14 protein-coding genes are annotated in these 14,040 nt (G+C 66.7%); 5 read left to right on the top strand and 9 right to left on the bottom strand.

Translation table 11 applies throughout. The features are described 5' to 3' along the window. The first annotated feature begins 2 nt into the window (after positions 1–2). Entirely contained in the window at positions 3–416 is a 414-nt protein-coding gene (locus AOM45_RS25790) for a hypothetical protein (RefSeq protein WP_030467727.1), read from the top strand. Here AOM45_RS25790 and AOM45_RS25785 read toward each other — a convergent pair. The 5 genes from AOM45_RS25785 to AOM45_RS25765 form a co-directional block, all read right to left on the bottom strand. Further along, positions 409–1,647 carry a cryptochrome/photolyase family protein gene (locus tag AOM45_RS25785; RefSeq protein ID WP_030467728.1) on the bottom strand — a complete coding sequence of 413 codons (1,239 nt, stop codon included), beginning with the start codon at positions 1,645–1,647 and terminating at the stop codon, positions 409–411. The two genes, AOM45_RS25790 and AOM45_RS25785, sit on opposite strands and share 8 nt — an antisense overlap. A gap of 9 nt (positions 1,648–1,656) precedes the next feature. Continuing rightward, entirely contained in the window at positions 1,657–2,022 is a 366-nt protein-coding gene (locus AOM45_RS25780) for a hypothetical protein (RefSeq protein WP_035910257.1), read from the bottom strand. 75 nt (positions 2,023–2,097) lie between these two features. Then, entirely contained in the window at positions 2,098–3,411 is a 1,314-nt protein-coding gene (locus AOM45_RS25775) for a citrate synthase (protein ID WP_051783382.1), read from the bottom strand. Between the two features lie 224 nt (positions 3,412–3,635). Continuing rightward, positions 3,636–4,568, bottom strand: a complete 933-nt coding sequence (locus AOM45_RS25770; protein ID WP_030467731.1) for a carbohydrate kinase family protein — start codon at positions 4,566–4,568, stop codon at positions 3,636–3,638. Between the two features lie 6 nt (positions 4,569–4,574). Further along, positions 4,575–5,165 carry a TetR/AcrR family transcriptional regulator gene (locus AOM45_RS25765; RefSeq protein WP_030467732.1) on the bottom strand — a complete coding sequence of 197 codons (591 nt, stop codon included), beginning with the start codon at positions 5,163–5,165 and terminating at the stop codon, positions 4,575–4,577. Between the two features lie 84 nt (positions 5,166–5,249). On the opposite strand from AOM45_RS25765, the gene AOM45_RS25760 reads away from it, so the two are divergent. Continuing rightward, entirely contained in the window at positions 5,250–6,389 is a 1,140-nt protein-coding gene (locus AOM45_RS25760) for an acyl-CoA dehydrogenase family protein (protein ID WP_030467733.1), read from the top strand. On the opposite strand, the gene AOM45_RS25755 is transcribed toward AOM45_RS25760, so the two are convergent. Together AOM45_RS25755 and AOM45_RS49830 are read right to left on the bottom strand one after the other, a co-directional pair. Then, a complete protein-coding gene (locus tag AOM45_RS25755; RefSeq protein WP_030467734.1) occupies positions 6,386–7,597 on the bottom strand; it encodes an amidohydrolase in 1,212 nt (403 codons plus the stop codon). The genes AOM45_RS25760 and AOM45_RS25755 overlap by 4 nt on opposite strands. Before the next feature lie 517 nt (positions 7,598–8,114). Then, positions 8,115–9,017 carry an aldose 1-epimerase family protein gene (locus AOM45_RS49830; protein WP_081902127.1) on the bottom strand — a complete coding sequence of 301 codons (903 nt, stop codon included), beginning with the start codon at positions 9,015–9,017 and terminating at the stop codon, positions 8,115–8,117. 38 nt (positions 9,018–9,055) lie between these two features. On the opposite strand from AOM45_RS49830, the gene AOM45_RS52435 reads away from it, so the two are divergent. Both AOM45_RS52435 and AOM45_RS52430 read left to right on the top strand, forming a co-directional pair. Next, positions 9,056–9,832: an MBL fold metallo-hydrolase gene (locus tag AOM45_RS52435; RefSeq protein ID WP_030467735.1), complete on the top strand. Its 777-nt coding sequence runs from the start codon at positions 9,056–9,058 to the stop codon at positions 9,830–9,832. After that, the gene (locus AOM45_RS52430) at positions 9,829–10,548 is read left to right on the top strand and encodes an AAA family ATPase (RefSeq protein ID WP_051783384.1); all 720 of its coding nucleotides are present in this window, start codon (positions 9,829–9,831) and stop codon (positions 10,546–10,548) included. Before AOM45_RS52435 ends, AOM45_RS52430 begins: the two co-directional genes overlap by 4 nt. Position 10,549: 1 nt before the next feature. On the opposite strand, the gene AOM45_RS25740 is transcribed toward AOM45_RS52430, so the two are convergent. Then, complete coding sequence (locus AOM45_RS25740; RefSeq protein WP_030467737.1) at positions 10,550–11,944, bottom strand: APC family permease; 1,395 nt, start codon at positions 11,942–11,944, stop codon at positions 10,550–10,552. Positions 11,945–12,016: 72 nt separating this feature from the next. Between AOM45_RS25740 and AOM45_RS25735 the strand changes: the two genes are divergently transcribed. Beyond that, a complete protein-coding gene (locus tag AOM45_RS25735; protein WP_030467738.1) occupies positions 12,017–12,799 on the top strand; it encodes a hypothetical protein in 783 nt (260 codons plus the stop codon). Here AOM45_RS25735 and AOM45_RS25730 read toward each other — a convergent pair. Beyond that, complete coding sequence (locus tag AOM45_RS25730) at positions 12,783–13,994, bottom strand: MFS transporter (protein WP_301314946.1); 1,212 nt, start codon at positions 13,992–13,994, stop codon at positions 12,783–12,785. The genes AOM45_RS25735 and AOM45_RS25730 overlap by 17 nt on opposite strands. Positions 13,995–14,040: the final 46 nt, after the last annotated feature.

The raw sequence follows: 14,040 nt of genomic DNA, 5'->3' as shown, positions 1-14,040 counted from the left end.
GTGTGGACGCGGGCCAGGCCAGGGAGCTGCTGCGGCGGCGCGTCGACGCGTACTCGGACGAGTTGTGCGACAAGGCGATGCGGATGCTCGACCAGCTGACGGCGCTGCGCGGGTCGGTCGGGCCCGAGACCCGGCCGGCGGTGGACGCGGCACTCGACGCGTTCGTCGCCGCCTGCCGCAAGGTCGCCTTCGACCACGCCTTCTTCGGCTCCCGGCCCGGCCCGCGGCCGCAGTCGCGCCTGGTCGCGGCCCAGGACCAAGCCGTCGTCGACGCGGTGGTCGACGGGCTCGACTCGCTCCAGCAGCTGTTCAACCGGCACGCCGAGTTCCAGGAGTGGGTCGACGCGAACAACAACGCGATGGAGTACCGGGCGGCGGCGACCTACGTCCAGCACGCCCGCGTGACGCTCACTTGATCGCCTGGTAGCGGTCGAGCGCGACCTGGCGTTCGACCGCGTGGTCCACGACCGGTTCCAGATCCGCGGAGTCCGGCGCGTACTTCCGCACGTACGCGCCGTCCGGGTCGAACTTCTTCGCCTGCGTCACCGGGTTGAACACGCGGAAGAACGGCGCGGCGTCCGTGCCGCAGCCCGCGACCCACTGCCAGTTGTGCTGGTTCGACGCGAGGTCACCGTCGATCAGGTGCTCCATGAAGTGCCGCGCGCCCCACCACCACGGCAGGTGCAGGTCCTTCACGAGGAAGCTCGCCACGATCATGCGCACCCGGTTGTGCATGAAGCCTTCCCGCAGCAGCTGCCGCATGCCGGCGTCGACGATCGGGTAGCCGGTGCGGCCCTGCTTCCAGGCCTCGAACAATCCCTCGTCGTTGTCGTGCCGCATCCTGTCGAACTTGCGGTCGTAGTTCTCGCGCGCGGTCTCCGGCCGGTGCCACAGCACGTCGGCGTAGAACTCGCGCCAGGCGAGCTCGCTGCGGAACGTTCCGTCACAGTCCTGCAGGAGCGTGCGGGGGTGCAGGACGCCGAACCTCAGGAACGCCGACAGCCTGCTCGTGGCGTCGAGGTCGGGCCGGTCGCGGGTGGAGTCGTAGTCCGCCAACCGTTCGTCGCGGAACTTCTCCCACAACGCTTGTGCATCCGGAAGCTTTTCTTCAACGGCCGGAATCTTGGTGCTGTGCTTCGGTTTCACCCAGTCCACAGTGGACGCTTCGGTGTCGGCGGGCTTGCGCCAGCCGTGGTCCAGCCAGGCGTTGCGGAACGGCGTGAAGACCTTGAACGGCGTTCCGTCCTGTTTGCGCACCCTGCCGGGCGTGACGGCGTAGGGCGAGCCGGAGCGGACGAGCTCGACGTCCCCCAACGCCTCCTCGACGGCTTCGTCCCTGCGGCGCCCGTACGGCGCGCAGTCGGCGGTGATGTGGACGCTGCCCGCCCCGATTTCCTTCGCGATGCGCGGAACGGTCTTCACGGGGTCGCCGGGCACGACCATCAGCCGTCCGCCGAGTTCGTCGTTCAACGCGTGCAAACACCGGTGCAGGAAATCGATTCGGGGCTGTCCCGACGGTTTCAGCAACCTGTCGTCGAGAACGAACAACGCGAGTGCGCGAGGTGACCTTTCCGCGGCGGCAAGAATCGCCGGATGATCGGACGTCCGCAAATCGCGGCGGAACCAGACGAGCGACGGGGAACTCACCGTTCGACGCTAAATCGACCGGGACGAGTCTGCACGACGAGCGACCTCGGCCACGAGTTCGAGCGTGATCAGCCGGACCATTCGCAGGAGCCGGCCGTAGTAGTGGGCCGCGTAGGGCCGGTAGTGCTCCGACCGCGGATCCGCGAACACCGGGACCACTTTGCGCAGGTCGTCGAGGCAGCGCGACGCACACCAGAGGGTGTGCTCGCTGAGTTCACCGTTGGTCTCCAGCCAGCTGGAAACACAGCCGGAGGCGTCCGCGTCGATCAGGACCAGTTCGACGCCCGCGATCTCCACGCCGTGCTGGCCCTTCGGGTACCGCAGCTTCCTGTGCTGCTCGTACAGCCGAGCCACCTCGGCCCGCACGTCCGTCACGCATCACCCCCAGAACGCGCGAAAGGCGCGCCGCCCGTGGCGACGCGCCTTCAGCTTGTCAGAACTAGGCCGTGATCAGCGGTTCTCCATCGCGATGAAGTCGCGCTCGGTCGGGCCGGTGTAGATCTGCCGCGGACGGCCGATCTTGGTGGCCGGGTCGTTGATCATCTCGCGCCAGTGCGCGATCCAGCCGGGGAGCCGGCCGAGCGCGAACAGCACGGTGAAGAACTTGGTCGGGAAGCCCATCGCCCGGTAGATCAGACCCGTGTAGAAGTCCACGTTCGGGTAAAGCTTGCGGGAGATGAAGTACTCGTCGCTCAGCGCGGCCTCTTCCAGCTGCTTCGCGATGTCGAGCAGCTGGTCGTCGGCGCCGAGCTTGCCGAGGATCTCGTCGGCCGTCTTCTTGATGATCGCGGCACGCGGGTCGTAGTTCTTGTAGACCCGGTGGCCGAAGCCCATCAGGCGGACGCCGTCCTCCTTGTTCTTGACCTTGTTGACGAACGACTTCACGTCGCCGCCGTCGGCCTTGATCTTCTCGAGCATCTCCAGCACCGCGCTGTTCGCGCCGCCGTGCAGCGGGCCGAACAGGGCGTTGATGCCCGCGGAGATGGACGCGAAGAGGTTCGCCTCGGAGGAGCCGACCAGGCGCACGGTCGACGTGGAGCAGTTCTGCTCGTGGTCGGCGTGCAGGATGAACAGCAGGTCGAGCGCGCGGACCAGGTCCGGGTCGAGGTCGTAGGCCTCGGCCGGGAAGCCGAAGGTCATGCGCAGGAAGTTCTCCACCAGGCCAAGCGAGTTGTCCGGGTAGAGGAACGGCTGGCCGATCGACTTCTTGTACGCGTAGGCCGCGATCGTCGGCAGCTTCGCGAGCAGGCGGATCGTGGAGATCTCGACCTGGTTCGCGTCGAACGGCGACAGCGAGTCCTGGTAGAAGGTCGACAGGGCCGACACCGCGGAGGACAGCACCGGCATCGGGTGCGCGTCACGCGGGAAGCCGTCGAAGAAGCGCTTGAGGTCCTCGTGCAGCAGGGTGTGCCTGCTGATCTTCTGCGAGAAGTCGTCAAGCTGGGCCTGGGTGGGCAGCTCGCCGTAGATGAGCAGGTAGCTGACCTCGATGAAGTTCGAACGCTGGGCCAACTGCTCGATCGGGTACCCGCGGTAACGCAGAATGCCCGCGTCACCGTCGATGTAGGTGATCTCGGAGGAGCAGGAGGCCGTGTTGACGAAACCGGTGTCCAGGGTTACCAGACCGGTCGTCGACAGCAGTTTGCCGAGTTCGATGCCGGACGCGCCTTCGGTCGCCGGCACCACCTTCATCTCGAGCTCTCCGCCCCCGTGGCGCAGCGCGACGGTCTGTGGGTCGTTCGGCGCAGTCGTCGCGTCGGGCATTCAAGTCCCTCTCAACGCTCGGACGGGGTGGCGGCAGGTCGCACGGCCTGCCGACGTCTCGGACCACCCCGTTGGGATCTGAGTCTTCAAGTTCACTCACGCTAGTCGGCGGAAGGCCCGCCTCGCAGCAGCGGTGTGAACCGATTCTGTGAGATGGGACCGGCATCACATCCGTAATGCCAGGTTTCTAGCGCGGCTCCCCCACGGTAGTCCGATCCTCCGTTTTATCCACCCAACGCGGCGGTGAGTTCGCTCGCAAAAGGGGGTTCGGCGCCTGCGCGCGAACATGTGATCGCGGCCGCAGCACCGGCGAAGGTCAATGCCGCGGCCCATTCCTCGGGTGAGAGCGCGCGCACCTTCTCCACGCTCAGCGCGTCGTGGTCGTGCAGCCACGCGAGCAGGGCGCCTTGCACGGTGTCCCCGGCCCCGATCGTGTCGACCACGTCCACCTTCACGGGTGGCACGTCGACCTGTCCCGTGGCCGTGATCACCGAGAGACCGTCGCCACCTTTCGTCAGCACGACGGCGGCCGGTCCCTGTGAAATCCACGTCCTTGCGATCTCGATCACGTCGCCGTCTTCCGCGAGCCACTGAGCGTCCTCGACCGAGACCTTCAGCAGCCCGACGTCCGGCAGCCACGACCGGAACCGCGCGCGATACGCGCCCGGATCGTCGATGAGCCCTGCCCGGATGTTGGGGTCGAGCGCGGTCAGCAAGCGCTTGCTCTCGCGCCGCAGCACCGTCTCGTAGACCGAGGCGCCGGGCTCGAGCACCAACGACAGCGTGCCGAACGACACGGCCCTGGCTTCGGAGGGCAAGGGCCCTGGATCCTCGACGAGCCGGTCGGCGGTGCCGTCGACGTAGAACGCGTAGCGCGCGGACCCGTCCTCCGCGAGCCCGACGACGGCCAGCGTCGTGTTCTCAAGTCCGCGCTGGACCAGCTCCGTGCTCACCTTCGACGCGTGCAGCCTCTTGATGAGCTGCTCACCGAAGTGGTCGGTCGACACCCGCGACAGGAAGCTCGTCGGCACGTCCAGCCGCCCGAGCGCGACCGCGACGTTGTACGGTCCGCCACCCAGCTTCGGCGCGAGCGGCGCGAGCTCGTCCTCACCGACCGGCACCATGTCGACCAGTGCCTCACCAGCAACCACGATCACTGCGTTCTACTCCCTCTGGTGGGCTCCGGTCCTCTGCAGACCATCCAACAACAGTTCCCCCAGTGCGGTGAACGCCTCAGCGTCCGAAACGCCTGCCCGTTTCGTGAGGACCCCGGTCTGGATGCTCTCGATGAGCAACCCGGCCATCTCCGCGAACAACGTCGCGTGCACCTCGCGGAAGACGTGCAGCTCGACCCCGTCCTGGATGAACGCCTTGATGCGCTCGGCGGCGGCACGGGCGTTGCGCTCGTAGGTGGCCCGCGTGGGCGGGAAGTCGGACACGTCCGCGATGAACGCGGCCGAGGCCTTGTTGAGCTCCTCGGCGGCTCCCGCGAGGTAGCTGCCGATGCGTTTGCGCACGTCGTTGAGGCCCGCGATGCGCTTCTCGATGCGTTCGGCCGCACCCTTGAAGTACCGGCCGACCACCCGCACGGCGAGCTGTTCCTTGCTGCCGGCGAGCGCGTACAGCGTCGACTTCGAGCAGTGCAGCCTGCCCGCGATGTCATCCAGCGTGAGATGACCGAAGCCCTCGGTGAGGAAGAGAGCCTCCAACCGGGTGAGCAGCTCGGCCTGCCGCTGCGTGAGAGCCCGCGTCATAGGTGACGACCCTGCCACATTGACTGGTAACTGTACTGGCGTACGTCCTACAGTACTGCTAACAGTACTAACCGGAGGTCGACGATGCCCGCCGAGCGGCTGCTCCCCACCCAAGAGGCCGAGGACCTGATCGCGCTGGTCAAGGAGATCGCGCGGGACGAGCTGAAGCCTCACGCCGCGGACGCCGAGGAGAACGAGAAGTTCCCCCGCGAGGCGTTCCGCCTGCTGGGCAGGTCAGGCCTGCTCGGCCTCCCGTACCCCGAGGAGTTCGGCGGCGGCGAGCAGCCCTACGAGGTGTACCTGCAGGCGCTCGAAGAGGTCGCCTCGGCGTGGATGACGGTCGCCGTCGGCCTCTCCGTGCACGTGATGTCCTGCTACGGCCTGGCCACCTTCGGCACCCGCGAACAACAGGACCGCTGGCTCCCCGAGATGCTCGAAGGCGAGCTCCTCGGCGGCTACGCCCTGTCCGAGGTCCAGGCGGGCTCCGACCCGGCAGCCATGTCGACCCGAGCCGTCCGCCAGGGCGACGAGTACGTCGTGAACGGCACCAAGGCGTGGATCACCCACGCCGGCGCCGCCGACTTCTACACCCTGATGGCCCGCACGTCCCCCGACGCGGGCCGTGGCATCTCCTGCTTCCTGGCCCCCGGCGAGACCGAGGGCCTGACCGCCGCCACCCCGGAACGCAAGATGGGCCTCACCGGCTCCATCACCGCACAGCTCCAGTTCGACGACGTCCGCTTCGGCACCGACCGCCTGATCGGCAACGAGGGCGACGGCCTCAAGATCGCACTGTCCGCTTTGGACTCGGGCCGCCTCGGCATCGCGGCCTGCGCGGTTGGCCTGGCCCAAGCGGCCCTCGACGAGGCAGTCGCCTACGCCAAGACCCGAACCCAGTTCGGCCGCCCGATCATCGAGTTCCAGGGCCTGGAATTCCTCCTGGCCGACATGGCCGCCGCAGTGGAATCAGCCCGAGCCACCTACCTCCAGGCAGCCCGCAGGCGCGACCGTGGCCTCCCGTTCCGCCAGCAGGCGTCGATCGCCAAACTGATCGCCACCGACGCGGCGATGAAGGTGACGACCGACGCCGTGCAGGTCCTCGGCGGCGCGGGCTACACCCGCGACTTCCCGGTGGAGCGCTACATGCGCGAGGCCAAGGTCCTCCAGATCTTCGAAGGCACCAACCAGATCCAGCGCCTGGTGATCGGCCGAGGCCTCCGCTAAACGCGCTCGCGGTAGAAGGGGTCGGCCACGACCCCTTCCCCAGTGCGCTCGTCGAACGTGTAAACCTCACGCCCCTGCACATAAACGTGCAAGGCCCGGCTCATCACGTCCAACGGATCCCCGGACCAGATAACGACATCTCCATCAAGCCCAGGCTTCAACGCGCCAACCCGATCATCCAGCCCCATGATCCGAGCCGGGTTGACCGTGATCGACTTCAACGCCACATCACTGTCGAGCCCTTCCTTGACCGCAAGCGTCGCCTGGTGGACGAGGAAGTGGATCGGCACCACCGGATGGTCCGTGGTGATCGCCAGCTCCACCCCCGCACGCGCCAGGATCCCGGGGTTCCGCAACCCCCGGTGCCGAAGCTCCACTTTGGACCGCGAGGTGAACAGCGGCCCGATGATGACCGGAATCCCCTTGTCCGCAATGACATCCGCGATCAGATGCCCCTCGGTCCCGTGGTTGAGGATCAGCTTGTACCCGAACTCCTCAGACAACCGAATGGCCGTGGCGATGTCATCGGCCCGATGAGCGTGCTGGCACCAGGGCAACTCACCGCTGACGACCTTGCCCAGGATCTCCAACGTGTTGTTGCGGTCAAAGGCCTTCCCGTCGGCCTCAGCCTCAGCCTTCTTGGCCAGATAATCCTGTGCCTTGGTCAACTCGTCCCGAATGACCGCAGCAACCCCTTGCCGAGTGGACGGCAACTTCCCCTTGTCCCCGTACACCCGCTTCGGGTTCTCACCAAGAGCACTCTTGACGCTGACCGGCTCCTTGACCAGCATCTCGTCAACCGTGCGCCCCCAACACTTCACGGCCACGGTCTGCCCACCAATGGGATTACCCGACCCGGGCTTGATCACCGCAGTGGTGACCCCGCCACTGAGCGCGTCGGCAAACCCGAGATCAGCAGGGTTGATCGCGTCAAGCGCCCGCATCCGAGCCCCAACGGGATCGGTCATCTCGTTGGTGTCCTGCCCGGCCCACCCCTCGGCCTCCTCATGCACACCGATGTGCCCATGAGCCTCGACGAAGCCGGGCAAGACCCAGGCCCCGTCAGCATCAACAACCTCAACCCCGTCGGGGATGTCAACATCAGCCCCAACCGCGACGATCTTCCCGTCCTGAATCAGGACGGTGCCGCCCTCGACGGGTTCGCCAACGACGGGCACGACATAGCCCCCGGTAATCGCGATGTCCATGGTTAGCAACGCTAACGGTCAAACCCGACGGCGACCAGACCAAGCACGAAGTGAGGGCAAGGGCGGGGGCGGACACGGAGCCAGGGGACGAGCATCAAGCCGAGGCCGATGCCGAGGCCGAAGGCGAGGCGAGGCGATGGCGCAGCCGAGCCGTCCTTGCCCTAAACGCGAGGTTCCGGCGGTGTGGTCCCGTCACGAGTCGTGCCACAGCTCTTGTCGCGCCCGAGGGGAGAGGTCAAGTCGCACGCTTTTCGCGACTTGACCTCTCCCCTCGGGTGTGACTCGCTCCTGGCTCGACTCGGGACGGGACCACACCGCCCGAACCGCACCACCAACGCAACGCGCAGCCGCCGAAAGCAACCGGCGTGCCATCAACCCACCCACGGCGCTGGCCGGTCTTTGATCAGATTGGCGGGGTAAGGGCAGAGCCCCCAGCTTGAAACAGGAACGGGCCACGGCGACGCAACCAGCCTACGGACACGAAACAGGCAAGCCGCCAACGCAACCGGGGAACGACCTACGAACCCGAAGCGTCAGAAACCGGCCGAATCCCCCACCGAGCCCCCCAAGACTCCCCAGGCGAAACCCAAATCAAATCCACCCCAGAATTCAAGGCATCCGGCGGACAGGTCATGGGCTCAACAGCCACAGCCCGCCCCCGCCCAGGATAGGAATCCGGCGTATAAACCTGAACCCAGGAAAACGCCGGATCAGCCCAAACCTCAACCCCGAACCCACCACCAACGAGCGAGTGATGGATCAACCCGTCCCCAGCAGGCTCACATCCCCCGAACGGAGTGTCCAACCGAACCCCGTCAAGCGAACGCCCCTCCCGGAAGTCGAACTCGGTCCCCTCCACAGGAACAGCCGCCCCAGACGGCACCATCCGCTCAACATCCAACGGCAACACAGTGGAAGCCGCCAACGTCAAAGTACAAGAATCAGTCGAAGCACGACCGGCCCGAGGATAGGGATGCGTCCCCACCCCGAACGGCGTAGCAACATCCCCGACATTCTTGACCCCATGCGTCACGGTCAACCCGCGATCATCCAACGCATAGGAAACAGTGACCCGCAAAGCAGCAGGCCACCCGGCCTGAGGCTCGATCAAAGTCTGCAACGACACCAACGACCCGGTGTGCTCCAAAACCGACCACGGACGCCGCCGAACCAGCCCGTGAATAGCATTCCCCCGAGCCGGCTCAGTGACCTCCAGCTCCTGAACCACCCCGTCAAGCACCCACGAAGCCCCAGCAGTCCGATTGGGCCAAGGCACCAGCACCGCACCGGCGCTCATCGGCGGCTTCTCGTCGGCCCCGAACGTCTCCACATACGGAACGCCGTCCACCTCGAAAGACCGCAGGCCCGCGCCTACAGTCGTGATCACAGCGGTGGCACCCTCGTACGAGATCCCCAACATGAGGCTGAAGCCTACGGGGCCAACGGAAGGACGACTCCATGAAGGTTCACCACCTCAACTGCGCCACGATGCGGCCGCCGCTGGTGGCGGGCGGGATCGTGGCCCACTGCCTGCTGATCGAGACCGACCAGGGCCTCGTCCTGGTCGACACCGGCTTCGGCACGAACGAGGTGACCAACCCGAAGGGCACGATCGATGGGCTCAGCCGCGCGCTGCTCAAGCCGCTGCTCGACATCAACGAGACCGCGATCTCCCAGGTCGAGAGGCGCGGGCACACCGCGGAGGACGTCCGGCACATCCTGCTCACCCACCTCGACCTCGACCACGCCGGCGGGTTGCGGGACTTCCCGAACGCCACCGTGCACGTGCTGGACACCGAGCTGGAGAGCGCGACCAACCCGCGCAACGTCAAGGAGCGGGCGCGGTACCCGAAGGCGCAGCGGGACGGGGTCACGTTCCAGACGCACAAGGCCGAGGGCGAGGACTGGTTCGGGTTCGAGGCGGTCAGCAACATCGCCGGGCTCGGCGAGGACATCCTCCTGGTGCCGCTCATCGGGCACACCCGCGGCCACACCGGCATCGCGGTCAAGGGAGACGACGGCTGGCTGCTGCACGCCGGCGACGCGTACTTCTACCGCGGCGAGATCGAGACGCCGCCCAGCAACATCCTCGCGCTCAAGCTCACCGCCAAGCAGACCGAGACGATCCGCGAGCAGCGTCTGTCCAACGTGGAACGGCTGAAGGAGCTCAAGGCCCGGGGCGAGGTCGAGGTGTTCTGCGCCCACGACCCGGTCGAGCTGGCCAGGCTGGCGTGACGTTCATCCACCAGATCCGGCTCGACGAACACCACGACACGCACCGCTACCCGTTCACGCTCCCGGTCGTCCAGAACCTGATCAAGAACCCGATCGAGCTCCGCAAGCCCGTCACGTTCCTCGTGGGCGACAACGGTGCCGGCAAGTCGACGCTCGTCGAAGCGATCGCGGTCGCGGCCGGGTTCAACGCGGAGGGCGGCACGCAGTCGTTCAACTTCGCCACCAGAGCCACCGAGTCGTCCCTCGGCGACCACCTGACCCTGCGCTGGGGCACCAGGAAGCCGAGAACCGGCTTCTTCCTCAGAGCCGAGTCGTTCTACAACGTGGCCACCGAGATCGACCGCATCGGCCAGGGCATCCACGCCTCGTACGGCGGTAAGTCGTTGCACGAGCGGTCGCACGGCGAGAGCTTCATGGACCTGATGACGCACCGGTTCGGCGGCCGCGGCCTCTACGTGCTGGACGAGCCGGAGGCCGCGCTGTCGGTCAAGGGGTGCCTCACCGTCCTGCGACGCATGCACGAGCTGGTGGCAGAAGGCTCGCAGTTCATCATCGCCACGCACTCGCCGATCCTGCTCGCCGCACCTGGCGCGCAGATCCTGGAGATCACCGACGGCGCGATCGACGAAGTTCCTTACGACGCGGCGGAACCGGTCACGCTCACCCGGAACTTCCTGAGTGAGCCCGACCGGTTCCTGAGGCACCTGCTGGACTGAGCTACTTCGACAGGTTCTCCGGGTGGATCTCCACCTTGCCGTTCGCAACGCGGTTGATGCCCCACAGGACGAGTCCTGCGAGCAGCAGCCAGCCCGCGGTGGTGTAGTCGCTCCACGGGCGGCCGGACGTCCAAGGCAGGACCAGGTAGGCGCAGCAGATCGCGCCCAGCACCGGTGCCCACGTCGGTGCGCGGAAGTGCTTGTGCTCCACCTTCTCCTTGCGCAGCACCAACAGTGCGACGTTGACGATCATGAAGACGATCAGCAGCAGCAACGAGGTCGTGCCGCCCAGCTTCGCCACGGTTCCCGTCGACACCAGGATCACCGCGAGGCCGGTGGTGAACACGATGGAAATCCACGGCGTGCGGCGGAACGGGTGCACGGTGTTGAAGAACTTGGGGATGATCCGCTCGTTCGCCATGCCGTACAGCAGCCGCGACGCCATCAGCATGTTGATCAGCGCCGAGTTGATGACCGCCAGCAGGCCGATCAGGGCGAAGACCCACAACGGGAAGCCTGGCGCGCCCACCGACACGACCTTGAGCAGTGCGTTCGTCTCCGCCTTCGCCAGTTCGTTCGCGGGGATCAACAGCGACGCCGTGGTCGTGACGAGGACGTAGATCAGCGCGGCGATGCCCATACCCATGAGGATCGCGCGCGGGAAGATCTTCACCGGGTTGTGGCACTCCTCCGCCATGTTCACCGAGTCCTCGAACCCGACCATCGCGAAGAACGCCAGCGCGGTCGCCGAACTGATGGCGATCATGATGCCCTTGCCGCTGGGGTCCTCGACCTGGGTGAGACGGCTCGGGTCACCGTCGCCGACCATGATCGCGTACGCGCCGATCGCGATGACGATGAGCAGACCGGACAGCTCGATGCAGGTCAGGACGACGTTCGCCTTCACCGACTCCGAGACGCCGCGGAAGTTCACGAGAGCGAGAAGGATGACGAAGACGATCGCGAGGAGGGTCCAGACGAACGCCTCCTTGGAGGTGGTGATGGAGAAGAACTCCACGAGCAGCTGACGCAGGTAGGTGTTGCCGAAGGTGAGCGCGGCCGACGAGGCCGACGTGAGTCCGGAGCACATCACCGCGAAGGCGACCATGAACGTCAGGAACTGGATCTTGAACGCTCTGTTCGTGTAGAGGGCGGCCCCCGCCGCCTTCGGGTACTTGCCCACGAGTTCGATGTAGCTGAACGCGGTCAGGAAGGCGACCACGAACGCCAGGACGAAGGGCAGCCAGAGCGCGCCGCCGATGTTCTTGGCCACGCTGCCGACCAGAGCGTAGATACCGGTGCCGAGGATGTCGCCGACGACGAAGAACAACAGGAGCTTCGGGCCGATCGCCCGTTTCAGTTCCGGTTGCTCCGTTTGTGGAGTCGCTTCAGCCATGCCCTCAGATTGTGCCCGTTTTGCCTGGGTACCAACGTGAACGGGCGATTACCTCACCCATATGGTGTAACAATGAAACGCACGGCAACTCTGCTCGTCGCAGCGATCGCGCTGGCTGCCTGCACGTCCGCACCGCCGCCCGCCCAGCCGACTCCGCACTCCGACGTGAAGAGCCTCGTCGCCGCGGTGTCCAAGGCGGTCAACGAGAAGAAGACCTACCGGTTCACCATCGCACCGCCCACGACCGGCGGTGTCACGGCCCCGGCGAACGGCGCGGTCCGTCTCGGTGACGTGCCGAGCATCGACGCCACCACCAAGCGTCCTGTCCAGACCGGTGGCGTGGAAGAGGAACTGCGGTTCATCTCGACCACAAAGGACAGCGCGTTCGTGAAGGTGCCGCCGGTGTTCGGGCTGCCCGCGGACAAGCCGTGGGTGAAGCTGGAGCGCAAGGACACCGACGACTTCACCAACACGATGCTCGGCTTCCACGACGTGATCTACCAGCAGGCCGTGTTCACCACCTACCACCTGCCGGTGATCCAGGCGGGTGGCGAGCTCAAGCTGACCGCGCAGACCGGCGACAAGACGCGTTACTCGATCGCCGTCGACTACAAGAGGGCCTACGACAACCTCACCGACGAGAACCTGCGCAACGAGGTCAAGCTGGCCCTCGACCAGGGCGTCACGGGCTCCGCGGGCGAGCTGGAGCTGAACGGCAGCGGCCTGCCGATCCGGATCAAGTTCTCCACCCAGTTCCAGAACGCGCTGATCATCGACGAGGCCCGTTTCTCGGACTGGGGCACCGACGTGAAGATCGCCGAGCCGAACGCGAACGAGATCAGCTCGCGGAACTGACGACCCGGTAGCGCCAGATCGCCGGCAGCAGCACCACGGCGACGACGGTCGCGACGATCACCAGCACCCCACCCGCGGTCACCGCCGCGGCCGTGCCGAACGCCGCACCACCGGTGCCGTGCAACAGGTCCGCGATGCGCGGCCCACCCGCCACGACGACGATGAAGACGCCCTGCATCCGCCCGCGCATCTCGTCCGTCGCGGCCGACTGCAGGATCGCGCCGCGGAACGCCATCGACACCATGTCCGCGGCACCCGCCAACGCGAGGAAGGCCGCCGCGACCCACAAAGAACCGGCCAGACCGAAGCCCATGATCGCGAGGCCCCAACCCACCACGGCCAGCGCCACCGCGACACCGTGCCGCTGCACGCTCGAGATCCACCCGGACGTGAGCCCGCAGAGCACCGCACCGACGGGAATCGCCGCGAACAGCACGCCCAGCGCGAACCCACCGCCGGCCGGGTCACCGAACGTGTGCTGGGCCATCTCCGGGAACAGCGCCCGCGGCATGCCGAACACCATCGCGATGATGTCCAGCAGCATGCTCGCGAGCAGCACCTTCTGCGCCCACAGGTACACGAACCCGTCGAGCACGTCCCGCAGCCCCGCACGCCGCACCACACCGTCCAGCGGAGGCATCGCGGGCAGCTTCCACACCGCGTAGACCGTCACGACCAGCGCGATCGCGTCCACCAGGTACAGCGTCGACAGCCCGACGACCGGCATCAACGCACCCGCGAGCAGCGGCCCGAGCACCGCACCGAACTGCATGACCGTCGACCCCAGCGCACCGGCCGACGGCAACAGCTCGGCGGGCACCAGCCGTGCGATCGACGCGGACCGTGCGGGCGCGTTGGCCGCGAAGAACACCTGCTGGAGACCGAGCAGCGCGATCACCAGCCACACCGAGCCGACGTTCAACGCCGCCTGCGCCCACAGCAGCACCGACGACACAGCGATACCGGTGTTCGTGACGAGCAGCAGCTTGCGCCGGTCGACGGTGTCCGCGATCGCACCGCCCCACAGCCCGAAGACCAGCAGCGGAACCAGCGCGACACCAGCGGCGATGCCGACCCACGCCGACGACCCGGTGAGGTCGTAGACCTGCTTGGGCACGGCAACGGCGGTGAGCTGGGAGCCCACCGCCGTGACGATCGTGGAGAGCCACAACCGGCGATAAGCGATGATCCTCAACGGTCGAGTGTCGATCACGAACGTCGAGCGCGCGCTTCTCCCCACA

This window comes from Lentzea aerocolonigenes (assembly GCF_000974445.1).
Classification (GTDB): domain Bacteria; phylum Actinomycetota; class Actinomycetes; order Mycobacteriales; family Pseudonocardiaceae; genus Lentzea; species Lentzea aerocolonigenes.
Note: the sequence above shows the minus strand (reverse complement) of the source record. Positions and strands in the feature narration are given on the sequence as shown.